Origin of the sequence: Pseudoxanthomonas suwonensis J47 (genome assembly GCF_000513955.1) — a bacterium.
GTDB classification, from domain to species: Bacteria; Pseudomonadota; Gammaproteobacteria; order Xanthomonadales; family Xanthomonadaceae; genus Pseudoxanthomonas; species Pseudoxanthomonas suwonensis_C.
Map to the genome: position 1 here is coordinate 152,499 of NZ_AZUZ01000006.1, position 23,109 is coordinate 175,607.

Annotated in this window: 25 protein-coding genes and 1 tRNA gene; 16 read left to right on the forward strand and 10 right to left on the reverse strand. The window is 72.0% G+C overall.

What is annotated here, in order from left to right; translation table 11 throughout:
* Positions 1-92: 92 nt before the first annotated feature.
* The 14 genes from M503_RS0102040 to M503_RS0102105 all read left to right on the forward strand — a co-directional run bounded on the left by M503_RS0102040 (position 93) and on the right by M503_RS0102105 (position 10,297).
* The gene (locus M503_RS0102040) at positions 93-476 is read left to right on the forward strand and encodes a DUF3293 domain-containing protein (protein ID WP_231472289.1); all 384 of its coding nucleotides are present in this window, start codon (positions 93-95) and stop codon (positions 474-476) included.
* A gap of 269 nt (positions 477-745) precedes the next feature.
* The gene (gene ccmA / locus M503_RS0102045) at positions 746-1,384 is read left to right on the forward strand and encodes a heme ABC exporter ATP-binding protein CcmA (RefSeq protein WP_028919024.1); all 639 of its coding nucleotides are present in this window, start codon (positions 746-748) and stop codon (positions 1,382-1,384) included.
* A complete protein-coding gene (ccmB, locus tag M503_RS0102050) occupies positions 1,381-2,070 on the forward strand; it encodes a heme exporter protein CcmB (protein WP_028919023.1) in 690 nt (229 codons plus the stop codon). Before ccmA ends, ccmB begins: the two co-directional genes overlap by 4 nt.
* 442 nt (positions 2,071-2,512) lie before the next feature.
* Positions 2,513-3,262 carry a heme ABC transporter permease gene (locus tag M503_RS0102055; protein ID WP_028919022.1) on the forward strand — a complete coding sequence of 250 codons (750 nt, stop codon included), beginning with the start codon at positions 2,513-2,515 and terminating at the stop codon, positions 3,260-3,262.
* A complete protein-coding gene (ccmD, locus tag M503_RS0102060) occupies positions 3,259-3,435 on the forward strand; it encodes a heme exporter protein CcmD (RefSeq protein WP_028919021.1) in 177 nt (58 codons plus the stop codon). Before M503_RS0102055 ends, ccmD begins: the two co-directional genes overlap by 4 nt.
* Positions 3,432-3,896: a cytochrome c maturation protein CcmE gene (gene ccmE, locus M503_RS0102065; protein WP_028919020.1), complete on the forward strand. Its 465-nt coding sequence runs from the start codon at positions 3,432-3,434 to the stop codon at positions 3,894-3,896. The genes ccmD and ccmE overlap by 4 nt, the downstream gene beginning before the upstream one ends.
* 51 nt (positions 3,897-3,947) lie before the next feature.
* The gene (locus tag M503_RS0102070) at positions 3,948-5,870 is read left to right on the forward strand and encodes a heme lyase CcmF/NrfE family subunit (RefSeq protein WP_028919019.1); all 1,923 of its coding nucleotides are present in this window, start codon (positions 3,948-3,950) and stop codon (positions 5,868-5,870) included.
* Positions 5,867-6,454, forward strand: a complete 588-nt coding sequence (locus M503_RS0102075; protein ID WP_037060188.1) for a DsbE family thiol:disulfide interchange protein — start codon at positions 5,867-5,869, stop codon at positions 6,452-6,454. Before M503_RS0102070 ends, M503_RS0102075 begins: the two co-directional genes overlap by 4 nt.
* The gene (locus M503_RS0102080) at positions 6,451-6,909 is read left to right on the forward strand and encodes a cytochrome c-type biogenesis protein (protein ID WP_028919017.1); all 459 of its coding nucleotides are present in this window, start codon (positions 6,451-6,453) and stop codon (positions 6,907-6,909) included. Before M503_RS0102075 ends, M503_RS0102080 begins: the two co-directional genes overlap by 4 nt.
* Positions 6,903-7,937 carry a tetratricopeptide repeat protein gene (locus M503_RS0102085; RefSeq protein ID WP_051414126.1) on the forward strand — a complete coding sequence of 345 codons (1,035 nt, stop codon included), beginning with the start codon at positions 6,903-6,905 and terminating at the stop codon, positions 7,935-7,937. The genes M503_RS0102080 and M503_RS0102085 overlap by 7 nt, the downstream gene beginning before the upstream one ends.
* Positions 7,938-7,995: 58 nt before the next feature.
* On the forward strand, positions 7,996-9,138 hold the full coding sequence (metX, locus tag M503_RS0102090; protein ID WP_028919015.1) for a homoserine O-acetyltransferase MetX: 1,143 nt from the start codon (positions 7,996-7,998) through the stop codon (positions 9,136-9,138).
* 44 nt (positions 9,139-9,182) lie between these two features.
* On the forward strand, positions 9,183-9,791 hold the full coding sequence (locus M503_RS0102095; RefSeq protein WP_231472290.1) for a cysteine dioxygenase family protein: 609 nt from the start codon (positions 9,183-9,185) through the stop codon (positions 9,789-9,791).
* A gap of 39 nt (positions 9,792-9,830) precedes the next feature.
* A tRNA-Leu gene (locus tag M503_RS0102100) sits at positions 9,831-9,916 on the forward strand.
* Positions 9,917-10,012: 96 nt separating this feature from the next.
* Positions 10,013-10,297 (forward strand): DUF3247 family protein, encoded by a 285-nt coding sequence (locus M503_RS0102105; RefSeq protein ID WP_028919013.1) that lies wholly within the window; start codon positions 10,013-10,015, stop codon positions 10,295-10,297.
* Between the two features lie 69 nt (positions 10,298-10,366).
* Here the strand turns inward: M503_RS0102105 and M503_RS0102110 are convergent, their stop codons facing one another.
* The 8 genes from M503_RS0102110 to M503_RS0102145 form a co-directional block, all read right to left on the reverse strand.
* Positions 10,367-10,603 (reverse strand): hypothetical protein, encoded by a 237-nt coding sequence (locus tag M503_RS0102110; RefSeq protein WP_028919012.1) that lies wholly within the window; start codon positions 10,601-10,603, stop codon positions 10,367-10,369.
* A 150-nt stretch (positions 10,604-10,753) separates the two neighbouring features.
* Positions 10,754-11,230: a hypothetical protein gene (locus M503_RS0102115; protein WP_428992209.1), complete on the reverse strand. Its 477-nt coding sequence runs from the start codon at positions 11,228-11,230 to the stop codon at positions 10,754-10,756.
* On the reverse strand, positions 11,227-11,436 hold the full coding sequence (locus M503_RS0102120) for a PspC domain-containing protein (protein WP_028919010.1): 210 nt from the start codon (positions 11,434-11,436) through the stop codon (positions 11,227-11,229). The genes M503_RS0102115 and M503_RS0102120 overlap by 4 nt, the downstream gene beginning before the upstream one ends.
* A gap of 35 nt (positions 11,437-11,471) precedes the next feature.
* Positions 11,472-11,882, reverse strand: a complete 411-nt coding sequence (locus M503_RS0102125; protein ID WP_051414127.1) for a DUF5329 domain-containing protein — start codon at positions 11,880-11,882, stop codon at positions 11,472-11,474.
* Between the two features lie 72 nt (positions 11,883-11,954).
* On the reverse strand, positions 11,955-13,022 hold the full coding sequence (gene phaC / locus M503_RS0102130) for a class III poly(R)-hydroxyalkanoic acid synthase subunit PhaC (RefSeq protein ID WP_028919008.1): 1,068 nt from the start codon (positions 13,020-13,022) through the stop codon (positions 11,955-11,957).
* Entirely contained in the window at positions 13,019-14,575 is a 1,557-nt protein-coding gene (locus M503_RS16730) for a poly(R)-hydroxyalkanoic acid synthase subunit PhaE (RefSeq protein WP_051414130.1), read from the reverse strand. The genes phaC and M503_RS16730 overlap by 4 nt, the downstream gene beginning before the upstream one ends.
* A gap of 58 nt (positions 14,576-14,633) precedes the next feature.
* The gene (locus M503_RS0102140; protein WP_024869542.1) at positions 14,634-15,248 is read right to left on the reverse strand and encodes a CDP-alcohol phosphatidyltransferase family protein; all 615 of its coding nucleotides are present in this window, start codon (positions 15,246-15,248) and stop codon (positions 14,634-14,636) included.
* A 137-nt stretch (positions 15,249-15,385) separates the two neighbouring features.
* On the reverse strand, positions 15,386-17,221 hold the full coding sequence (locus tag M503_RS0102145) for a D-(-)-3-hydroxybutyrate oligomer hydrolase (RefSeq protein ID WP_231472291.1): 1,836 nt from the start codon (positions 17,219-17,221) through the stop codon (positions 15,386-15,388).
* A gap of 136 nt (positions 17,222-17,357) precedes the next feature.
* On the opposite strand from M503_RS0102145, the gene M503_RS0102150 reads away from it, so the two are divergent.
* Together M503_RS0102150 and M503_RS0102155 are read left to right on the forward strand one after the other, a co-directional pair.
* Positions 17,358-18,116 carry a 3-hydroxybutyrate dehydrogenase gene (locus M503_RS0102150; RefSeq protein WP_028919006.1) on the forward strand — a complete coding sequence of 253 codons (759 nt, stop codon included), beginning with the start codon at positions 17,358-17,360 and terminating at the stop codon, positions 18,114-18,116.
* Positions 18,117-18,122: 6 nt separating this feature from the next.
* Entirely contained in the window at positions 18,123-18,788 is a 666-nt protein-coding gene (locus tag M503_RS0102155; RefSeq protein ID WP_024869539.1) for a response regulator, read from the forward strand.
* 319 nt (positions 18,789-19,107) lie between these two features.
* Here the strand turns inward: M503_RS0102155 and M503_RS0102160 are convergent, their stop codons facing one another.
* Complete coding sequence (locus tag M503_RS0102160; protein WP_028919005.1) at positions 19,108-19,596, reverse strand: NUDIX hydrolase; 489 nt, start codon at positions 19,594-19,596, stop codon at positions 19,108-19,110.
* An 86-nt stretch (positions 19,597-19,682) separates the two neighbouring features.
* Positions 19,683-23,030: a hybrid sensor histidine kinase/response regulator gene (locus tag M503_RS0102165; protein WP_028919004.1), complete on the reverse strand. Its 3,348-nt coding sequence runs from the start codon at positions 23,028-23,030 to the stop codon at positions 19,683-19,685.
* Positions 23,031-23,109 lie beyond the last annotated feature (79 nt).

A 23,109-nucleotide genomic window follows, 5' to 3' on the forward strand; every position in this document is an offset into this window, starting at 1 on the left:
AACCTGCGACCGCCCCGCCGACGGGGACCGGGGCGCTGCTGGAGGCATACCTGGCGGCCCGCTACGAAGTGCGCGGACCTGCGGGTCCGTTAGTGCTGCGGATTGGCGAGGCGCCGCCGCCGGCGCTGGCCGAAGCGCTGCCGGCCCGCAGCTGGACGCTGGTCACGGCCTGGAATCCCGGCTCCCGGCCGCGCGACGACGCCTCGAACCGCCTGGCCGACGCCGCCCTGCAGGCGGACCTGGACGCCCTGGGCCTGCGCCGTCTGCCGGCCAGCAACAGCGACGGCGGCGGCCAATGGCACGAGCCCGGCTGGCTGGTCGCCGACCTGGGCACCGCCGGCGCCGATACCCTCGCCCGCCGCTACAGCCAGGCCGGGATCCTGCACTGGCCAGCCGGCGAGGCGGTGCGGCTGCGGATGTATATGGCGCGGCCCGCGGGTGTAGCCGGTTCGCCATGGGTGGATTGGGTGGAGTGACGTACCGCCCTCTCCCCACGGGGTGAGCGACGTGTTTGCGCGCCATTGGCGCGCACGTCGCCGAACGCCCGCGCCCCGTGGACGTGGCCGGGGCGCGGAGCGGGGATTGGGGAGAGGGTCGGCATGCCGACGGCGCGGGGAGTCCTGCCCTCTCCCCCTGCGCCTCTCCCGGTGGGAGAGGGGTGATGACGCCGCTACCCGACACCGCCGCTCCGGGCAATGCGCCCGGGCAAGCCTTCGCCGCGATGCCACCGCTACAATGCGCGGCGATGACCGACACCGCTTCCGTCCCGCTGCTGGCCGCCCATGGCCTGGCGTTCGCCCGCAACGAGGAGCCGGTGTTCGGCCCGCTGGACTTTGCCGTCGACGCCGGCGAGGCGCTGCTTGTCCAGGGCAGCAACGGCTCCGGCAAGACCACCTTGCTGCGCGTACTCGCCGGCCTGCTGCGGCCGGACGCCGGCCGCATCGAGATCGAAGGCCGCCCCGCCGATCCGGCCCGCCGCGCCCACGCCATCGCCTACCTCGGCCACCTGCCCGCGCTGAAGGGCGAGCTGACCGTGCTGGAGAACCTGCACTTCCTGTGCGGCCTGCACGGCAAGCGCCCGAACCAGCATCGGGAAGACGCCCTGGCCATCACCGGCATGGCCGGCTATGAGGACGCTCCGGCGCGGCAGCTGTCGGCCGGGCAGAAGAAGCGCGTCACCCTCGCCCGCATGTGGCTGTCGCCGGCGCCGCTGTGGCTGCTCGACGAGCCCTACGCCAACCTCGACCTGGACGGCATCAACCTGGTCAACCGCATGGTCTCCGCTCACCTGCGCGACGGCGGCGCCACCCTGCTCACCACCCACGGCGCCTACGCCGCCCCGCCGGTGCGCACCCGCATGCTCGAACTGGGAGGCGCCGCGTGAGCGCCACGCCCGGCCTGGTGCAGGCGGCCCGCGCCCTGCTCCTGCGCGACCTGCGCCTGGTCTGGCGCCGCCGCGGCGATGCCCTGCAGCCGGCGCTGTTCGCGCTGCTGGTGGTGGTGATGTTCGGCCTGGCCCTGGGCGGCGAGAAGAAGGTGCTGGAGGACTTCGTTGCCCCGCACGCGATCTGGGTGGCGGTGCTGCTGGCCGGCCTGCTTTCGCTGGACAGCCTGTTCCGCGGCGACGCCGAGGACGGTTCGCTCGAGCAGTGGATCCTCGCCCCGGTGCCGCTGGCCTGGCTGGTCGCGGTGCGCACCTTCGGCCACTGGCTGGCCACCGCGGTGCCGCTGCTGCTGGTGGTGCCGGTGCTGGGCGAGTTCCTTTACCTGCCGCGCGCGCAACTGCCGATGCTGATGCTGACCCTGCTGCTGGGCACGCCGGTGCTGAGCCTGCTCGGCGCGGTGGTCGCGGCGCTGACCGTGGGGCTGAAGCGTTCCGGCATCCTGGTCGCGCTGCTGGCCCTGCCGCTGTACGTGCCGGTGCTGGTGTTCGGCGCCGGCAGCGTGGCCGCCAGCGCCCAAGGGCTGGATGCCAGCGGTTCGCTGCTGCTGATGGCGGCGATGCTGGTCGCCTCCGCCGTGCTGGCCCCGCTGGCCGCCGCCGCCGCGATCCGCATCGCCCAGGGCTGACCCGCGATCCCCTGTAGAGCCGGACCTGGCCGGCTCCCACGCATGGCGACGCCGCCACCGCAGAAAGGCAGCGGGGCAAGCCCCGCTCTACAAGGGGCAGCAATGCCGATCCCGACGACGACGGCACCTCCGGTAGAGCCGGACCTGGCCGGCTCCCACGCATGGTGGTGCCGCCACGGTTGAAAGGCAGCCCCCCGCTCCACGACGACCGCGTGGCCTGACGCCGCTGGACCTTGCGCGCGATCAATACCCGCACCCGCCGGCAAGGCGATTATGGAGAACGTGGGATTATGCGATCCTCCCCCGCCCCGCAAGGGGTCGGACACTCTGACCCACCTGTTCCCTTGGCCCGGGGGTCCGAGTCTGGAAAAATGCCCCATTCGAGCCTGTCCGGTGGCCCCAGGGCCGCCGGTGCCCAACGCGAGCTGATGCGAACTTCCCCATGAACCCGGTGATCCGCTGGTTCCACCTCCTCGGCTCACCGCCGTACTTCGACCGCTTCGCGGCGCGCTGGGCCCCGTGGTGCTGGGGCGCGGCGCTGCTGACCCTGGCCGTCGGCGCCTGGCTGGCCCTGTTCCACGTCCCCGCCGACTACCAGCAGGGCGACAGCGCCCGCATCCTCTACATCCACGTGCCCTCGGCGTGGATGAGCATGTTCGTGTTCGGGCTGATGGCGCTGTACGCGGCCATCGGCCTGGTCTGGCGGATCAAGCTGTGCGAGATCCTGGCCATGTCCTGCGCGCCGATCGGCGCCGGCTTCACCGTGATCACCCTGGCCACCGGGTCGATCTGGGGCAAGCCGATGTGGGGCACCTGGTGGGACTGGGATCCGCGCCTGACCACCGAGCTGATCCTGCTGTTCCTGTACCTGGGCGTGATCGGCCTGTACCACGCCGGCGACGACCGCCGCGCCTCCGCGCGCGCCGCCGGCCTGCTGGCCATCGTCGGCGTCGCCCTGCTGCCGGTGATCCGCTACTCGGTCGAGTGGTGGGAGTCCCTGCACCAGGGCCAGACCATCCGCGTGTTCGGCCAGTCCAGCATGGACGCCAGCATGATGGCGCCGCTGTGGTGGATGGTGATCGGGACCAAGTTCTGGTTCGCCGGTTCGCTGCTCGCGCGCGCCCGCGCCGACAACCTGCGCCGCGAGGCCGGCAAGGACTGGGTGCGCAAGCTGGCCGGGGAAGGCGCATGAGCTACCTGCCCTACGTGATCGGCGCCTACGCGGTGTTCGCGCTGGTGTTCCTGTGGGATTTCCTGGCGCCGCGCCTGCAGGTGCGGCGCGAACTGCGTGCCGCGCGCCTGCGTGCGCGGCGCGAACGCAAGCCGGCCGCCAGCAGCGGTGCGGCCACGGAGTTGAATCGATGAATCCGGTCCGCCGCCGCCGGCTGCTGTTCGTGGCCGTGCTGGTGCTCGCCTCGGGCGTGGCCACCGCGCTGGTCGCCCTGGCCCTGCAGCGCAATGTCGCCTACCTGTACACCCCGGCCGAAGTGCTGCGCGGCGAGGCCGGCGACCACGCCCGCTTCCGCCTCGGCGGCATGGTCGAGAAGGGTTCGTTCGAGCGCGCGCCCGGCTCGATGGACGCCCGCTTCAAGGTCACCGACGGCGATGCGCAGCTGCCGGTGGTCTATACCGGCATCCTCCCCGACCTGTTCCGCGAAGGCCAGGCGGTGGTCGCCACCGGGCGCATGCAGGACGGCGTGTTCGTCGCCGAGAACGTGCTGGCCAAGCACGACGAGACCTACATGCCCAAGGAAGTGGCCGACAAGATGGGCGTCGCCCACCAGAAGCACGACGTGCAGGTGCCGGCGGCGGAGGCCACGCCTTGACCGCGCCGCGCGGTGGCGCGGACCGCCACGCGGGCGTGCATGGAGGCGACCATGCTTCCTGAACTCGGCCAGGTCCTGCTGGTCCTGGCGCTGCTGGTGGCCCTGCTGCAGGCAGTGCTGCCGATCGCCGGCGCCCAGCGCGGCAACGCCGCGTGGATGGCGGTGGCACGTCCGGCCAGCTTCGCCCAGCTGGCCCTGGTGGCCGGCGCCTTCGCGCTGCTGACGTACGCCTTCGTCAGCCAGGACTTCTCGGTCCGCTACGTGGCGACCAACTCCAACTCGCTGCTGCCACTGGTCTACCGCTACACCGCGGTGTGGGGCTCGCACGAGGGCTCGCTGCTGCTGTGGACCCTGGTGCTGGCCTGCTGGAACGGCGCGGTGGCGCTGTTCTCGCGGCGCCTGCCGGAGCCGGTGATGGCGCGCGTGCTCGGTGTGATGGGCATCGTCGCCTTCGGCTTCCTCGCCTTCCTGATCTTCACCTCCAACCCGTTCGAGCGGCTGATCCCCGCCGCGGCCGAGGGCCGCGACCTCAATCCGCTGCTGCAGGACCCGGGGATGATCATCCACCCGCCGATGCAGTACGTCGGCTGGGCCGGGTTCTCGGTGCCGTTCGCCTTCGCCATCGCCGCGCTGCTGGACGGACGCATCGATGCGCGCTGGCTGCGCTGGACCCGGCCGTGGACCAACATCGCCTGGGCCTTCCTCAGCGTGGGCATCGCCTTGGGCAGCTGGTGGGCGTACTACGAGCTGGGCTGGGGCGGCTGGTGGTTCTGGGACCCGGTGGAGAACGCGGCGTTCATGCCGTGGCTGGTCGGCGCGGCGCTGATCCACTCGCAGGCGGTGACCGAGAAGCGCGGCAGCTTCGCCGGCTGGACCCTGCTGCTGGCGATCGCCGCATTCTCGCTGTCGCTGATGGGTACCTTCCTAGTGCGCTCGGGCGTGCTGACCAGCGTGCACGCATTCGCCTCCGATCCGGCGCGCGGCCTGTTCATCCTGGTGTTCCTGGGCCTGGTGATCGGCGGCTCGCTGCTGCTGTACGCGCTGCGCGCCGGCCGCCTCGAAGCCGGCGCCGGGTTCCAGCCGGCCTCGCGCGAGACCCTGCTGCTGCTCAACAACCTGCTGCTGGCCAGCGCCTGCGCGATGATCCTGCTGGGCACGCTGTACCCGCTGCTGGCCGACGCGCTGGACCTGGGCAAGATCTCGGTCGGCCCGCCCTACTTCGGCCTGCTGTTCTTCGTGCTGATGGCGCCGCTGGTGGCGCTGGTGCCGTTCGGGCCGCTGGCGCGCTGGCAGCGCGACCAGGCCTCGCGGGTGGTGGCGATGCTGCTGCCGTGGCTGCTGGTGGCGCTGGCGGCGGGCGTGGTCGCCTTCTTCATGGCACCGCAGGGCGCGTGGAAGAGCGCGTTCGGCGTGGCCGGCGCGGCCTGGGTGATCCTCGGCACGGCACGCTTCGTGTGGAGCCGGCTGGGCAACGGCGGGCGCATGACCCCGGAGATGTGGGGCATGGTCCTGGCCCACGTCGGCATCGGCGTGTTCCTCGCCGGCGCGCTGCTGGTGGAAGCGCAGAACGTGCAGCGCGAGGTCGCGCTGCGCCCGGGCGAGTCGCTGCAGGTCGGCCGCCATGAATTCGTGTTCCAGGGCGTGGACCAGTTGCGCGGACCGAACTACCTGGCCGACCGCGGCCACGTGCTGGTCAGGCGCGGCGGCAGCGAGCTGACCCTGCTGCACCCGGAGAAGCGCGCCTACGCCAGCGGCGGCCAGGTGATGACCGAGGCCGGCATCCGCCCGGGCCTGTTCGGCGACGTCTACGTAGCCCTGGGCGAGTCGCTGGGTGACGGCGCCTGGGCGGTGCGCGTGCACATCAAACCTTTCGTGCGCTGGATCTGGGCCGGCGCGTTCCTGATGGCGCTGGGTGGCCTGGTCACCGCGACCGACCGCCGCTTCCGCCGCATTCCGCAGGAGAAATCCCCATGACCACCCCGAACCGCGAACCGGCCCCGCAGCAGGGCCTGCCCGTCGTCGCCGTGGTGATCGGCGCGCTGTTCTTCGTCGGCCTGGTCGGGCTGATGCTGTACGGCGTGATGCGCTCCGGCGACGCCGAGCGCGACGTGCTGCCCTCGGCGCTGATCGACCGGCCGGCGCCGGAGTTCACCCTGCCGATCCTGCACGACCCGTCGGTCCAAGTCGGCTCGGCCGAACTGCGCGGCGCGCCCTACCTGCTCAACGTCTGGGGCAGCTGGTGCGCGGCCTGCCGCGACGAGCACCCGGTGCTGACGAAGTTCGCCGAGACCCGCCGCGTGCGCGTGGTCGGCTACAACTGGAAGGACGAACCGGCCGACGCGCTGCGCTGGCTGGAGCAGTTCGGGAACCCGTTCTTCGTCGTCCTCGCCGACCAGGACGGCCGCTACGCGCTGGACTGGGGCGTGGCCGGTGCGCCGGAGACCTTCCTGGTCGACGGCAACGGCATCGTCCGCTGGAAGCACACCGGCCCGCTGACCGAGCAGATCGTGGCCGAGCGCCTGCTGCCGGCGCTGGAACAGGTGGAGCGCCAGCAATGACCCGCTTCGCGCGCGCCCTGCTGCTCGGGCTGGCGCTGGCCCTGCCGGTGGCGGGCGTGCATGCGCAGCCGGCCGGCAACCCGGCGCCGCTGCAGTTCGCCGACGCCGCCGAGGAAGCGCGCTTCCACGCGCTGACTTCCGAGTTGCGCTGCGTGATGTGCCAGAACCAGTCGCTGGCCGATTCCAACGCGCAGATCGCCCAGGACATGCGCCGCGAAGTGCTGGCGCTGATGCGACAGGGCCGCAGCGACGCGGAGATCAAGCAGTTCCTCGTCGACCGCTACGGCGAGTTCGTGCTGTACCGGCCCGAAGTGGGCGCGCACACCTGGCTGCTGTGGTTCGGCCCGGGCCTGGTGCTGATGCTGGGCGCCGGCGTGGTCTGGCACGTGGTCCGCCGCCGCGCGCGGCAGGCGCCGCCTCCGGCCGGCGGCGACGATGGAGAACAGGAATGGTGATTCCGCCGACCGCGCTGTTCGCGGCCGTGGCCACGCTGCTGACCTTCGGCGTGCTGGCGTGGGTGCTGCGCCCGCTGTGGCGCACGCGCCGCACCTGGATCGCCGGCGTGCTAGCCCTGGGCCTGGCGACGCTGGCGCTGTACCGCGTGGTCGGCACCCCGGCGGCGCTGGACGCCCCGGTCTTCGAGGCGCCGGAAAGCCTGGAGGAAGCGGTCAGGCAGCTGGAAGCCGAACTGCAGCGCAACCCCGCGCAGCCGGACGGCTGGGCCCTGCTGGCCCGCTCGCAGGCGGCGATGGGCAACCCGGTCGCGGCGCGCAACGCCTACGCCCGCGCGGTGGAGCTGGCGCCGGACGAGCCCGGCCTGCTGGTCGACGCCGCCGAGTCGCGTGCCCTTGCCGATCCGCAGCGCCACTTCGACGACCAGGCCGTGGCCTGGCTGCATCGGGCGCTGGAGCTCGAACCGGCGCACCAGCGCGCCACCTGGTTCCTGGGCGTGGCCCAGCGCCAGGCGCGGCAGCCGGCCGAAGCGGCGAAGACCTGGGAATCGCTGCTGGGCGTGGTCGACGCGGCCACCGCACGCAGCCTGCGCGTGCAGATCGACGAGGCCCGCGCCGAAGCCGGCCTGCCGCCGCTGCCGGCCAGTGCCGAAGGCGCCGCGGCCACGCCCGCCGGCGCGCATGCCCTGACGGTCAAGGTCGCGCTGGATCCGTCCTTTGCCGAGCGCGTGCGCCTGCGCGGCGACGCCACCGTGTTCGTGATCGCGCGCCTGCCCGACGGCCCGCCGATGCCGGTGGCGGTGGAACGCCATGCACTGCAGGACCTGCCGCTGGAAGTGGTGCTGGACGACGGCGATAGTCCGATGCCCACGCAGAAGCTTTCGGCGCTGCAGGAAGTGGAAGTGCTGGCGCGGATCTCCGCCAGCGGCAGCGCCGCCCGCGGCGAAGGCGACCTGGAATCGGCACCGGTGCGCGTGGCCCTGCCCGCCTCCGGTCCGGTCGAACTGGTCCTGGGCGCGCCCGCGCCCTGACCCTGGCCACGACCCGACGATGGGGCGTGGCGGCCGATGCCGGTAAACTCCGGCCCCTATGGTCGCCTTCCCCCACGAATTCATTCCGCCGGGCACGCAGTTCCACACCCTGCCCTCGCCCTTCCCGATGAAGCGCGGGGGCGTCCTGCACGGCGCCCGCGTGGCCTACGAGACCTGGGGCACGCTCGCCCCCGGCAAGGACAACGCGCTGCTGATCCTCACCGGCCTGTCGCCGGACGCGCACGCCGCCTCCAGCGCCGCCGACCCGACCCCGGGCTGGTGGGAGAACATGGTCGGTCCGGGCAAGCCGATCGACACCGACCGCTGGTTCGTGGTCTGCGTGAACTCGCTGGGCAGCTGCAAGGGCTCCACCGGCCCGGCCTCGGTGGATCCGTCCACCGGCCAGCCCTACCGCCTCGCCTTCCCGGAACTGTCGGTGGAGGACATCGGCGACGCCGCGGCCGAGGTCGTGCGCGGCCTCGGCATCGGGCAACTGGCCTGCGTGGTCGGCAACTCGATGGGTGGCATGGTCGCCCTGGCCCTGCTGCTGCGCCATCCGGGCATCGCCCGCGCGCACATCAACATCTCCGGCAGCGCCCGCGCCCTGCCGTTCTCGATCGCCGTGCGCTCGCTGCAGCGCGAGGCGATCCGCCTGGACCCGAACTGGAACAACGGCGAGTACGACGACGCCACCTACCCCGAATCGGGCATGCGCATCGCCCGCAAGCTGGGCGTGATCACCTACCGCTCGGCGCTGGAATGGGATGGCCGCTTCGGCCGCGTGCGCCTGGACGAGGCCATCCCGGTGGCCGGCGCCGGCGAAGAGGATCCGTTCGGGCTGGAGTTCCAGGTCGAGAGCTACCTGGAAGGCCACGCGCGCCGCTTCGTGCGCCGCTACGACCCCAACTGCTACCTCTACCTCAGCCGCTCGATGGACTGGTTCGACCTGGCCGAGTACGCCGGCGGCGACGTGCTGGCCGGGCTGGCGAAGATCAAGGTCGAGCGCGCCCTCGCCATCGGCGCCAGCACCGACATCCTGTTCCCGGTGCAGCAGCAGCAGGAGGTCGCCGAGGGCCTGGGCCGCGGCGGCGCGCAGACACAGTTCCTCGGCATGGACTCGCCGCAGGGGCACGACGCCTTCCTGGTCGACTTCGACCGCTTCGGGCCGGCCGTACGCGGCTTCCTCGACGGCCTGATGTGAGCGGTTTCACAAGAAACACTTTTCTAACGGCCGCGGGACTACCCTTGACGCCTATTCAGGAAGAGGCCGCCCGCGTGGAATTCCCCGGCAAGCCGAAGCTCGTCAGCACCCTGGACGCTGCCGTCCGGCTGCAGGACGAAGCCGCCATCACCGCCGCGCTGCGCGAAGCGCTGGTCGCGCTCTTCCACGACCCGGAAGTGCAGCTGCCGGCCGGCGTGCTGCAGCCGATCCACGACCACTACGCCCGCCGCGAGCTGTACGTCAGCCCGGAACTGGGCTACAGCGTGGTCGCCATGACCTGGGGTCCCGGCCAGGGCACGCAAGTGCACGACCACGACCATTCCTGGTGCGTGGAAAGCGTGTGGCAGGGTCGCCTGGCGATCACGCAGTTCGAACCGGCCGAGCGCGACGGCGACCGCTGGCGCTTCGACGCCATGGGTACGATCGAGGCCAGTCCCGGCACCGCCGGCAGCCTGATCCCGCCGCACGAGTACCACGCCCTCCGCAACGCCTGCGACGCGTCCGTCGCCGTATCGGTGCACGTCTACCAGCGCCCGCTGGCGCGCTGCCGGGTCTTCGTCCCCGAGGAACCGGGCGCCGCCGAAGGCTGGATGCGCCGCGAGGAACGCGTGCTGGCCACCGACGCAGCCTGATAGCCGGCCCCTGCCCCGGCGGCTATACTCCACGCCCTTGCCGAAGTGGCGGAATGGTAGACGCAGCGGACTCAAAATCCGCCGGCCTTAGAACCGTGTGGGTTCGAGTCCCACCTTCGGCACCAGAACACAGGCCCGCGCAAGCGGGCCTTCGTGTTTCACGCGACGACGTCCGCGGCTGTTCCATCCTGATCGCATCGCCCGACACGCGGAGCACAGGCATGAACGAACAACCCGACCGCCTACTGGTCGACGAAACCGACATCGCGCGGCTGACGCGGCTGGTCAAGGAACTGGACGACGAGGAACAGGTGCGGCTGACGCTGGACGACGGCACGGTCGTCGAGGGCGTGGTGGCGGTGCGGCCTACCGTGCAGCTGTTCCGCGACGACGCGGGCTCGGGCATGAACGCGCTGCTGCGGCTCGACACGCTCGAGGGCGATATGCCGCCGCGTTATCTGTGGCTGGACCGCGTGGTGGAAGTCTTCCGCCTGGGCAGCGACTGAGGCACCAGCGAAGACGCGCGGGAATCCCGCGCGTCGATCGCATGCGTTAAGAGGGTTGCGACCGCGTCGTCACGCGGCGGCGGGTTCGCCATCGAAGTGGCGGCTCACCAGGCCGGCGAGGATCTCCTCGCACAGCGATTCCAGCGCCATGATCCGCACCGTGCCGTAACAGGCCAGGCGGACGAAACGCTCGACGTAGATCTCGCAGCCATGCTCGACGGTTTCCAGCATGGTCTTGGTGAATCCATTGGGGACATGACCGCGGGTGCCATCCTTGCTGCCACCCACGTAAAGAACGATGCTCATTCGGCCGTTTCCTCTTGTTCTGTACTGCCCTTCGGTCGATGCCGTGCAGTGTGCGCGGCGCGCCGTTAGAAGGTCGTATAGAACGTGGCAACCAGGCGTTGCCGAGGCGCGTCGCGCAGGTTGCGATTGGCTGACCGGTGCAGCCTGGGTTCAGGCCAGCGGCGGCTTCGACCACGGCCACCAGCCGCGGCCGGACATCGCGTAACGGTCGGCCGCGCGTTCGAACGGATTGCGCACCGAGATGCCGCCGCAGAGGAAGTACAGCGGCACGAACAGCGGGCCCAGCAGCATGTACTGGTAGACGTGCGCGCGTTCGTGGTCGCCCAGCCGCACCGGCGGATGCGAGCAGCGGCCGGCGCGGTGTTCGTAGGTGATGCACGAGACGTCCAGGTCCTTGCCGGTGGCGAGGATCACGTTGCCCAGGGTCATCGCCCCGCCCGGCCCCCATGGCCAGCGCACGAATACCAGCGCGCGGTCGCGCCGACCCAGGCGCAGGCGCGCACCGGCCGGCATCGCGGCAAGGCCGGCGAGCAGCCCGGCGATGCTCCAGGGCAAGGCCCACAGGATGCCCAGCAGCATCCCGGTAGCGCGCAGCCAGGCCGGCAGCGCGTGGGTACACGTGTTCAATCGGCCTCGTCCGGGATCAGCAGCCACAGCAGCAGGTAGACGAGGATGCCGGGGAAGGCCGCCGACAGTACCGACACGACCACGTAGATGATCCGCAGCCAGGTGGAACTCCAGCCGTAGCGGTGGGCGATGCCGCCCATCACGCCTGCGATCATGCGGTCGCTGAGCGACCGGGAAAGGCCGGTGGTGGGATTGCTGGCATTCATGCGCTGGCTCCTTGTAGGGGGCTGGCGCGGCCAGTCTAGCGCGGCTGCGTTGCGGACTGGTGATCGGCCCGCAGGTCGCGCAGCTGTGCGCGGAACCACTCGCCGGCGTCGCGCTCCGGCTGCCCGGCGCAGGCGACCCTGTAGGGACGGCCGGTGAGACTGCTGCGGCTGGCGGCGCGCTCGATGAACGCCTCGGCGTCGCCGGACATGCCGCGGCGCCGCGCCCAGTCGTACTTGCGCTGCAGGTGGGCCTGCGCCTCGGCGGCGTCGTGCCAGCGGCCGTTGCGCTGGAAGCGGCAGGCCGACTCGCCCATGCGGGCGATCAGGGCCTGGATTTCGGCGGAAGCGTCGCCTGTGGGAGCCCCCTCCCCTGCACGCGCGCCGGGGGCATGCAGCGCCAGCAGGAGCACGGCCGGAAACCAGGCGCGGGCGTGGAAGCGTGGCATGGGAAGGTGCGTTCGCGGTCGATTCTGTTGGGCGCGCGCATGGCCGGCGGCGAGGCCCGGACAGGCGCAGGCTCAGCGCTCGGCGAGCCAGCGGTGGATGGTGGCCGGCACCTCGCGCTGGGCGCGGCTGGACACGTAGATGCCGATGTGGCCGCCCTTGAAGCCCAGCTCGGTGTAGTCGTCGCTGCCGACCAGGCTGGCCAGCGCGCGCGAGGCCGCCGGCGGCACCAGGTGGTCCTGCTCGGCGTAGATGTTCAGCACCGGCATGTCGACGAAACCCAGGTCCACCTTCTGCCCGCCGATGCTGGCGGTGCCGTTGACGAAGGCGTTGCCCTGGTAGAACTGCTTGATGAAGTCGCGGAACGCCTCGCCGGCCTGGTCGGGCGAGTCGAAGATCCACTTCTCCATGCGCAGGAAGTCCTCGAGCGCCTTCGGGTTCCCGAAGGTGTCGACCATGCCCACGTACTTCTGCAGGTTCAGCCGGAACGGCTTGAGCATCAGGTAGCTGGCGTTCATCAGGTCGGCCGGGACGTTGCCCAGCGCGTCGACGAACAGGTCCACGTCCAGGTCGCGTACCCAGCCGGACAGCATGTTGTCCGGGGTCTGGAAGTCGACCGGGGTGACCATGGTGACCAGGTTGCGCACCTTCTCCGGGTGCAGCGCCGAGTAGCACAGCGAGAACGAACCGCCCTGGCACACGCCGAGCAGGTTGATCGGGCCGCCGGAGACCTCGACCAGGTGGTCGACCGCGCCGTCGATGAAGCGGTTGATGTAGTCGTCCAGGGTCAGGTAGCGGTCGGAACGGTCCGGGTAGCCCCAGTCGATCACATACACGTCCTGGCCCAGCGCCAGCAGGCCTTTCACCAGCGAGCGGTCGTGCTGCAGGTCGACCATGTACGGGCGGTTGACCAGCGCGTAGACGATCAGCAGCGGCGGGCCTTTCGTCGCCGTCGTGCCCTCGCCCACGAAGCGGTACAGCACGGTCTTGCCGTCGCGCCAGACTTCCTCGCGTTCGGTGGCGCCGTAGTCCACGTCGGCCACCTCCCCGAGCACGCGCACGCCGTCGGCCAGGTGCTTCTGGAACTCCCAGGCTTCGCGCGCGAGGTCCAGCGGATCGAACTGCAACGGGCCGGGACTCATCGGCTACCTCCGCGCTTGCCGCTGGAGGTGGCTGCCAGGTTGCGGCTGACCCAGTCCTTGATCGAGACAACCTTGGCCGCGGGCGCGGCTTCGGCGGCCGCGCGCCGGGCCGGCCTGGCGGCGGTCTTGCCGGTGGCCGGCGCAGTTCCCGCGGGTTTGGCGCTTGCCTTGCCGCGCGTCGCAGCGGCCGCTGTGCGCTTGCTCGCGGACCTGGCAGCTGTCGCCTTGCCGGTTGCCGTCCTGGTGTCGGCTGCTTTGGCCGCAGCAGCAGGCTTCGCCGGGCGCGGCGGCGCCTTGCGTGCGGCCGGCTTCGCCACCGCCTGCCGGGTAGCGGCGCCCGCTTCGGCCGCGACGATGGCCTGCGCCTTCGGCCGGGCCTTTGCCGCCGCCGGCGACTTTGAAGCGGGCTTCGGCTGCGCAGCAGTCTTTGGCGCGGCCTTGGCAGGGGCCTTCAGCGAGGCGCCGCTGGCGACGGTCTCGGAAACGGCGCGCCTGGCAGTCGTCTTCTTCGCCACCGTCGCCGCCTTCCGCACCTTGCCCGGGGCTCGGGCCTTGCGCTTGCCCGCCTTTGCAGGCGCTGGCTTCGCGTCGGCGATGGCAGCCGTTGCTGGCTCCTTCGCCGCCGCCTTCGCCGGTGCTTGCTGACGTGCAGGCTTCGCAACCGGCACCTTGCCCTTCGCCTGCTCCGGCGCCTGCGAGGCCGGCTTCGCCGCCCCGCGCCGCGCCGCGTGCAGCGCGCGCTCCAGGTCGGCGACCTTGCGCGCCAGCGCATCCACTTCGGTGCGGCCGGGCAGGCCCAGCAGGCTGGCGAACTGCTCGGCCTCGCGTTGCAGGCCCAGGCGCAGCCGCATCAACGCATTGGTCATCTCGCCATAGGCGCGGCGGTACTCGTCCGACAGCGCCAGCTCGGCCCAGGCTTCCTCGGCCGCATCGATCCACAGGTCGAACAGCGCCCGCGCCGATTCCAGGCTGCGGCCGTTCCTCTCGCAGCCCTCGAGCATCCGCTCGAAGCGCGCGAACGCCTCCTGCCCCACCTTCGACAGCAGCGCGTTGAACGCGTCGTTGCGCTCTTCCCATTCCTGCCATGCGAGGGCCAGCGCCTGCAGGCGCTCCTGGTGCTCGCGCGCCGGGCCGAAGGTCGGCCGCTGCAACCATTCGGCGTTCTGCTGGCGCAGCGGCCGCAGCAGCGCTTCCAGCATCGGCCGCACCTGCTCGATCCATTGCCCGCCAGCCAGGCCGCCGTGCATCGCGCGCAGCGTGGCCACGAACGGCTCCGTGCCCTCGCCGCCCATCAGGTTGCGCCACGCCGCGGCCACGTCCGCGGCACTGCCGCCGCCGCTGAAGTCGGAGGCCAGGCGCTGCATGCGCTGGTACCAGTCGAAGGCGGTCGGATCCAGGTGGCCGAGGCCCGGCGGCATCGCCGCGCCCGGTCCCGCCAGTCCCCAGCCGTCGAAGGTGCCGCTGCGGCCAAGCAGCTCGTTCCAGGTGTTCCAGTACTGCCGGGCCAGCGAGTCGAAGTCGCCCTGGAAAGGTGGGAACGGTGCGTTGGCCATGGACCCTCCGGTATGCCCGGTCGATTCTAGCGCCGCCGGGCGGTACGCGGGGGCCGCGTCAGGGCTTCGGAATGCGCAGGGTCTTGCTGATCATCAGCGAACCGGACAGGGCGAACATCAGCACCAGCGGGTGCAGCTGCCATGGCCCGAGCTGCCAGCGCCCGCCCCACAGCTCCGCGCCGATGTTGCCGGTGGCCGCGGCGATGGCCAGCACCACCACCAGCAGCAGGCTGGTCGGGATCGGCGTGCCCTCGAAGAACCTGACCTTGTCGCCGCCGCCGGACAGCTGTTCGGCGGTGACGTTGTAGCGGGCCAGGCGGCTCACCCCGCAGCAGACGAAGTACGACAGCACCAGCCAGTCCCAGCCGCCCTGCATGCCGCAGGCGTAGGCCAGCGCGGCCGGGGCCACGCCGAAGGAGATCACGTCGGCCAGCGAGTCCAGCTCGCGGCCCAGGGTCGACGCGGACTTGCGCCAGCGCGCCACGCGTCCGTCCAGGGCGTCGAAGACGAAGGCCAGCGGGACCAGGGCCATGCCCAGCAGCAGGTCGCGCACGTGGCCGTCCTGCAGGAAGCGCATCGCCGCGAAGACCGCGCCGGTGCCGCAGAAGGCGTTGGCCAGGGTGAACCAGTCGGCGAGCTGGAACTCGCGCAGCATCGAGAAGTGACGGTTCATGCGGTCGGCCATGGTCGGGAGCCGACAGGATAACGGTCCGCGGGTGTACGCATGGTGGCGGGCCGGCTGTGCGTGGCGGGGCCCCAAGGGCGGATGCGGGAACGCCGGCCCCCAGCGGGCCGGCGTCCCGTGGCCAGTCAGCGCGGCAACGCCAGCTGGCCCTCATCCACCGCCCCGGCGCCACGGCCACGGGCTTCGATCACCGCGTCGGCAGGCAGCGCGGCCTTGCCGTCGAGGTAGGCATCGACGCGATCCAGCGCCGCGTACACGAACGGCAGCATCGGTGCGTAGCGCGCGCCGTAGGCCGGGAAGGCCAGGAAGGCGTCGAAGTGCTCGCCGTTGCGCACCTGCCAGTAGCGCACCTGGTCGCGGCCGGCGGCACGGGCGGCGGCGACGTACGGCGCGCTGGTGAAGGCCGGCGGCACCAGGCCGTCGTCGGTGCCGTGCACCACCAGCACCGGCAGGCCGGCGCGCGGCATCGCGGCGCGGGTTTCGGCGATGCCGGCGCGGACCCGGTCGGCGTCGGCGCCCTGCCCCGTGTAGAGGTCGCGCAGGCACTGCAGGCCCGGCAGGGTGAAGTCCGGCGGCGCCAGCTTCGTGTCGACGATGCCCACGCCATTGCCCGGCGGGATGCCGGCGGCGTCGGCCCACCACACGTTGCGCTCGTCGGCAGTCGCCGCGCGCGGGGTGAAGTCCGGGTTCTGCGCGGAGAACGCGTAGCCGCACGGATGCGCGCCGATGCCGTAGCGGCCGTAGGCCGAGGCGTAGGTCACCACCACCGAGCGCCACAGGTCGAAGCCGACCGACAGCGCGCCGGCCTGCAGCGCCTCGTCGGTCCAGCCCTTCGCCCGCATCTGCGCGTAGGCCGAGCGCGCCTGCGCGGCGACGTCGTCGCCCTCGACCAGGCCGGCCGCGCGCAGCGTGGCGCAGCGGCCCTGCCACAGCGGCTCGACCTGGGCGCGCAGCGGCGGCTGCGGCAGGGTCTCGGCCGGCAGCTGCAGCAGCGCGCACGGCATCAGCAGCGCCGCCTCGGTGGAGAAGTCGTACAGCGGGCGGCTGCCGTGGCCTTCGACGTAGACGTTCGGCTCGCCGGCTACCACCGCGTCCAGCCACTCGCCGTCCAGCTCGGCCGCACGCAGCACCGCGCCACCGCCGTTGGAGATGCCGGCGGCGATGATCCGGGTGTTGTCGAAGGTGAACGGCGCCGCCTGCGGGAAGGCCTGGCCCAGCGCCGACAGCGCGAACTCGGCGGCCTGCTTGACGTGGCGGCCCCAGTCGGCCTCCGGGTTGTCCTGCGAATGGGCATGCTTGAACGCCACGCCCTTCGCCCCCTCCGGGACTTCCGGGGCGAAGGCCAGGTCGGTGTCGTGGCCGAGCTGGCCGGTGGTGCCGTCCAGGCGCACGCCGGTGCCGGCGTCGAGGTCGACGTAATCGCTGCCGGCGCCCTTGTCGGTATAGGCCACCGCACAGCCGCGCGGCAGCGCCCACGGCGCGGCCACGGCGATGGCGCCATACACGCCGCGCGAGCCGGAGGCCGGGGCCACCACCACGCAGCGCTTCTGCTGGTCGAACGCGTCGGGCACCTGCACCAGCACGCGGTGCGGATGCTTCGCGCCCGGCAGCGTCGCCAGCGCCGAATACTCGCGGCCCGGCACGCTGGCCACGCTGCCGTACAACGAGCCGAAGCCGCCGCTCGGCGACAGGTCGGCGATGCCGCGCCAGCTGCTCCAGATGGCGCGGCGGCGCAGCTCGTCGGCGGTCGGGTTGGGAGCATCGGCGAAGGCCGGCGGCACCATCGCGCGCAGGCCGTCCAGACCCAGGCCGGCGGTGAGCAGGTCGTCGCTGCCACGGTGTTCGGTGACGCGCTGGGGTTCGATCATGGGGGCGGCGGCCTGGCGGGTCGGCGTGCCGGTGGTGCAGGCGGAAAGCAGGCAGGCGCCGAGGAAGGCGGTGAGAACGGAAGAACGGGGCATGTCGGGACCCGGCATGAGGGATGTTGCCACGCTACCGGCGACGGCCCCGCGACCGCATCGTACTTTGGTACCACGCCGGTGCCGGGAGGGCTTGCTAAGCTGCCCGGCGGCTTTCCAACGCTTCCCGGTAACCCCCATGCGCAGCATCCTCATCACCGGCGCCGCCAGCGGCATCGGCGCGGGCATCGCCCACGAACTGGCCGCCGCCGGCCACCACGTCATCGTCAGCGACCTGTCCCTCGACGGCGCCGAAGCGGTCGCCGCCGACATCCGCGGCAAGGGCGGCTCGGCCGAGGCCGTGGCGCTGGACGTCACCTCCGACGAGAGCGTGGCCGCGGCCCTGGCCTCCATCTCCCGCCCGGTCGAGGTGCTGGTCAACAACGCCGGCCTGCAGCACGTCTCGCCGCTTGAGGAGTTCCCGATCGCCAAGTGGGACTTCCTGGTGCAGGTGATGCTGACCGGCGTGGCCCGCCTGACCCGCGCCGTGCTGCCGGGAATGCGCGAGCGCGGCTTCGGTCGCATCGTCAACATCGGCAGCATCCACGCCCTGGTCGCCAGCCCGTACAAGAGCGCCTACGTGGCCGCCAAGCACGGCCTGGTCGGTTTCTCCAAGGTGATCGCGCTGGAGACGGCCGACACCGACATCACCATCAACACGGTCTGCCCCAGCTACGTGAAGACCCCGCTGGTCGACAAGCAGATCGCCGACCAGGCGCGTACCCGCGGCATCAGCGAGTCGGACGTGGTCATCCAGGTCATGCTCAAGCCGATGCCCAAGGGCGTGTTCATCGAGATGGACGAACTGGCCGGCACCACCGCGTTCCTGATCTCCCACGCCGCACGCAACATGACCGGGCAGACCCTGGTGCTCGACGGCGGCTGGACCGTCCAGTAACCCCGCATGCCTACCCTGCTGATCGCCGACGACCATCCGCTGTTCCGCGCCGCGCTGCGCGGGGCGGCGGCCGATGCCGTGGCCCAGCTGCAGGTGCTGGAGGCCGAATCGCTGGACGGCGTGCTGGCCACGCTGGAAGCGCACCCGGACGTGGACCTGGTCCTGCTGGACCTGCACATGCCCGGCAACCACGGCCTGGCCGGACTGGCGGCGATCCGCGCGCAGTTCCCGGCGGTGGCGGTGGTGGTGGTCTCGGCCAATGACGATCCGCGCGTGGTGCGCCGCGCGCTCGACCACGGCGCCGCCGGCTACCTGCCGAAGAGTTCGGGTCTGGACGAACTGCGCGAGGCGATCCGCAGCGTGCTGGCCTGCGAGCAGTGGCTGCCGCCGTCGCTGCGCGCGGCGGTGGCGCGCGCGCAGTCCTCGCACCAGGACACCGAACTGGCCGCGCGCCTGGCCAGCCTGTCGCCGCAGCAGTTCCGGGTGTTGACCCTGGTCGCCCAGGGCCTGCTCAACAAGCAGATCGCCGACCGCCTGGACGTGCAGGAGCGCACGGTCAAGGCGCACCTGTCCGCGATCTTCGAACGCCTTGGCGTGCGCAACCGCACCCAGGCCGGCGTGGTCCTGCGCGAGCTCGAGCTCAGCGACCCGAGCCGCCAGCTGGAAGGCTGAGCGCCGTCCGTGGAACCTCCGCGGCGCGCGACGCCGCCGCGGAGACCACTGGTGAAATTTTCGCCAAGCCTCTTGACGTCCATGCGCTGCAAGGCGTCGCGGCGGTTATCCACATCTTTGTGGGCAACTGATCCACACCCGGTGTGGAAAACCGCACGCCGCCCCTTTCCCATGCTGGCGAAATTTTCGCCACCCATCTTGACAGCCTTGCCCCGCAAGCCGCCCCGGCGGTTATCCACACGCTTTTCCATCCGCTTTCCACATGCAATGTGGACAAGCGCGCGGCGCGTGGAACCTCGCCGGTTCCGACGGATCCCGATCAGATCCTTGAATAGCTCCACGACTTCATGCTGCCGTTCTCGTACGGCATCACGCCGTGGAAGGCGCGCGGGTCGGCATCGAACACCAGCGGCAGGAAGTGGCGGTCGCCATCCCACAGCGGCAGCCCGGGGATGCGTGCGATCCCGACCCACTCCAGCTCGCCCTCGGCGTTGCTCTGGAAAGGCTCGCCCTCGAACGCGTCGATCAGGAACACGAAGCCCAGCCAGTCCTCGCCGTGCTTGCCGAAGCCAGGCCAGCTGATCGTGCCGCGCAGGCGCATGGCGGTGCACTCGATGCCGGCCTCCTCGCGGATCTCGCGGCGCATGCAGGCGACCACGTCCTCGTCGCGCTCGATCTTGCCGCCGAGGCCGTTGTACTTGCCCAGCTGGTGGTCGTCGGGGCGCGCGTTGCGGTGGACCATCAGCACCTTGCTGCGGTCGGGCGAGAGGACGTAGCCGAGGGTGGCGACGATCGGCGTATAGGGCATGGGCGCACCTGCGGTCGAGGGGAGTCGGCGATTCTAGCCGGCACCACCGGTGCGCCCGGCCGCCGACTCCCCGCCCTGCCCTCCGCTCAGACGCGGGTGGCGGCGAACATGCGGTCCAGCACCGACTTCAGCGCCAGCGGCCGCACCGGCTTGGGCAGCAGCCCCAGTTCGGCCTCCTGCACCGCGGCGCGGGTGGCGGCGCTGGCATCGGCCGAGAGGATCAGGCACGGCGCCGGCCCGTAGCGGCCGCGCAGGCGCCCGGCCAGCAGCACGCCGGTATCGCCGCGGTCGAGGTGGTAGTCGAACAGCCACAGGTCGGCGGGTCGCCGTGCCAGTTCCGCCGCGGCCGCCTCGCCGTCGGCGGCGGTGGCCACCTCGCAGCCCCAGCCGGACAGCAGCTGGGCGAGCGCGGACAGCGCGTCGGGATCATTGTCGACCAGCAGCAAGCGGCGCCCGGCCAGGCCGCGTGCGCCCTGCGTCACCGGACGCGCTGCCGCCAGCGGCGGCTGCGCGCGGCGCAGTTCGACCGAGAACACCGAGCCGCGGCCCTCGCCGCTGCGCAGGCCCAGCGGCGCGTCCAGCAGCCGGGCGATGCGGTCGGCGATGGACAGGCCCAGGCCCAGCCCCTGCCCCGGCGCGTCCTCGCCGCGACGGAACTCCTCGAAGATCGCCTGGCGCGCCGATTCAGGCACGCCGGGGCCGGTGTCGTGCACCTCGATCCGCACCCGCCCGTCGACCCGGCGCACGCCCAGCACTACCCGCCCGCGGCTGGTGTAGCGCACCGCGTTGCCGAGGAAGTTCTGCAGCACCCGCCGCAGCAGCTGCGGGTCGCTGTGCACCCACAGCGTGGTCGGACGGTAGGCGAAGGCCAGGCCACGTTCGCCGGCCATGGCGCGGAACTGCTCGGCCAGCGGCGCCAGCACCTCGTCCAGCGGGAAATCGCGCGGCGCCGGCACCAGGCCGCCGGCCTCCAGCCGCGACATGTCCAGCAGCCCGGTCAGCAGGTCGGTGGTCGAATCCAGCGCGCCGCCGAGCTGGCGCAGGGTTTCGCGCGAGGCGGCCAGGTTGGCTTCGGGCGTGGCGAACTGCCGCGCCAGCGAATCCACGAACAGCTGCGCCGCGTGCAGGGGCTGCAGCAGGTCGTGGCCGATCGCGGCGAGGAAGCGGCTCTTGGCGTCGTTGGCGTGCTCGGCTTCCTGCTTGGCCGTCTCCAGCAGCGCGGTGCGCTCGGCCACGCGCTGCTCGAGGGTCTCGTTGGCGCGGATCAGGCCGCGCTCCGCCTCGCGGAACGCGGTGACGTCGGTGAAGGTGGCGACGAAGCCGCCGCCGGGCATCGGGTTGCCGCGGATCTCGACGATGCTGCCATCGGGGAACACGCGCTCGGTGAGGTGCGGGCTGCCGTGGCGCATGAAGGCCAGGCGCCGCTCGACCATGCGCGTGATCTGGCGCGCGTCGGCGCCCGGCGGCGCCTGCCGCTTCAGCGACCACCCGGTGAGGTCGGCGATCGGCCGGCCCACCTGCAGCAGTTCCTCGGGGAAGCCGAACAGCTCGGCATAGCGCCGGTTCCAGGCGACCAGCCGCTGCTCGCGGTCGATCACGCTGATGCCCTGGCTCATGTTCTGCAGCGCCGCCTGCAGCACCTGCTGGTTGAAGCGCAGGTCCTGCGAGGCCTCGCCGACGATCGCCGCGACCGTGTCCAGGTCGCCGCTCTCGCGCCGCGCCGCGTCCAGCAGCAGGCGCGCCGAGGCCGAGCCCAGCACCGCCGACAGCTCGCGCTCCACCCGCGCCTCGATCAGCGCCGGCACCGGACCGCTGCGCGGCGCCTGCGCCAGCAGTTCGGCGACGCGCTCCTCCGGCAGGAAGCGCCGGCCGGCATCGCGCAGCGCCTCGGCGCCGAGGTTGCGGCTGGCCCGGTGCGGCGCCTCGCGGCGCCAGGCCATCGCCAGCACGGTGGCCAGGGTTCCGGTGAACAGGCTCGCGCCCACCGCGCGGCCCAGCGGACTCCAGCCGGTCAGCCCGAACAGCGCGTTCGGGGCCAGCCAGCGCTGCCCGAACGGGCCTTCGACGATCCAGCGCGCGTCCACCCCGGCCGCGGCGGCCAGGGTCGGCGCCAGCAGCACCCAGGCCCAGGTGAGGAAGGCGACGACCACGCCCAGCACCGCCGCGCGCGGCGAGGTCTGCGGGCGCCACACGGCGAAGGCCAGCACCGGCACCAAGGTGGCCAGCGCCGAGAACGACAGCGCGCCCACATCGGCCAGGCTCTCGTTTCCGGCCACCAGCCGGCTGTAGGCCCAGGCCAGCAGCATGATCGCGGCGATGCCGGCGCGGCGCATGCGGATCAGGCCGCCGCGGTAGTCCTCGCTGGCGCCGCGCGCCCAGGCGCCGCGCAGCAGGCCCGGCGCGAACCAGTGGTTGCCGATCATCAGGCTCAGGGTCAGCGTGCTGACCACGACCATGCCGGTAGCGGCGCTGAGCCCGCCGAGGAAGGCGAACAGCGCCACGCCGCGATGCCCCTGCGAGAACGGCAGGGCCAGCGCGTACATGTCGGAGGAGACCTGGTCGCCCAGCAGGGCCACGCCGGCGTGGGCCAGCGGCAGGGTCGGCGCGGCGATCAGCAGCAAGTACAGCGGGAACAGCCAGCGCGCGGTGCGCACGTCGCGCTCGTCGCGGCATTCGACCACGCCGACGTGGAACTGGTGCGGCAGCACGAACATCGCCAGCGCGCCCAGCAGCACCAGCGGGATGAACCCACCCGACGAGGCCGGCGGCGCCGGCGGCACCTCCGGCAGCGGCCCCAGGCCGAACCAGACGAACGCGCCCAGCACCAGCATCGCCAGCAGCTTGAACAGAGATTCGGCGGCCATTGCCAGCACCAGGCCGCGGTTGTGCTCGGCCGCGCTGGCGCGGCGGGTGCCGAACAGCATCGCGAACAGGGCCATGGCCAGGGCCACGTACAGCGCGCCATCGCGCCAGAACGGCCCTTCGTCCGCCGCGCTGCTGGTGAGCATGGCGAAGCTCATGGTCACCGCCTTCAGCTGCAGGGCGATGTACGGGACCAGGCCGAGCACGGCGACCGCGGTGACCGTGGCGGCCAGCCACGCGTCCTTGCCCAGGCGGGTGGCGATCAGGTCGGCCAGCGAGGTGGCATTGGTGTCGCGCGCCAGCCGCACCAGCCTGACCATGAAGGCCACGGCCAGGGCGTAGAACAGGATCGCGCCGATGAAGGTGGGCGGCAGCGGCCAGCCGTAGCGGGCGGCCTGGGTGACGGTGCCGTAGAAGGTCCAGCTGGTGCAGTGCACCGCCAGCGAGAGCGCGTAGACGTGGCGCCAGCTGCCGGCCAGCAGCGCCGGCCGGCGTTCGCCGAACAGCGCGGTGCCGAACATCAGCGCCAGCCACAGCAGGGCGGCGGGCACCACCACCCAGATGCTCAGCATCGCCCCTGCCCCGTCACGCCTTCCGCCCCGTGCTGCTCCACAAGGCGGACAGCATAACGCGGCGGCGGGCACCGGCCCG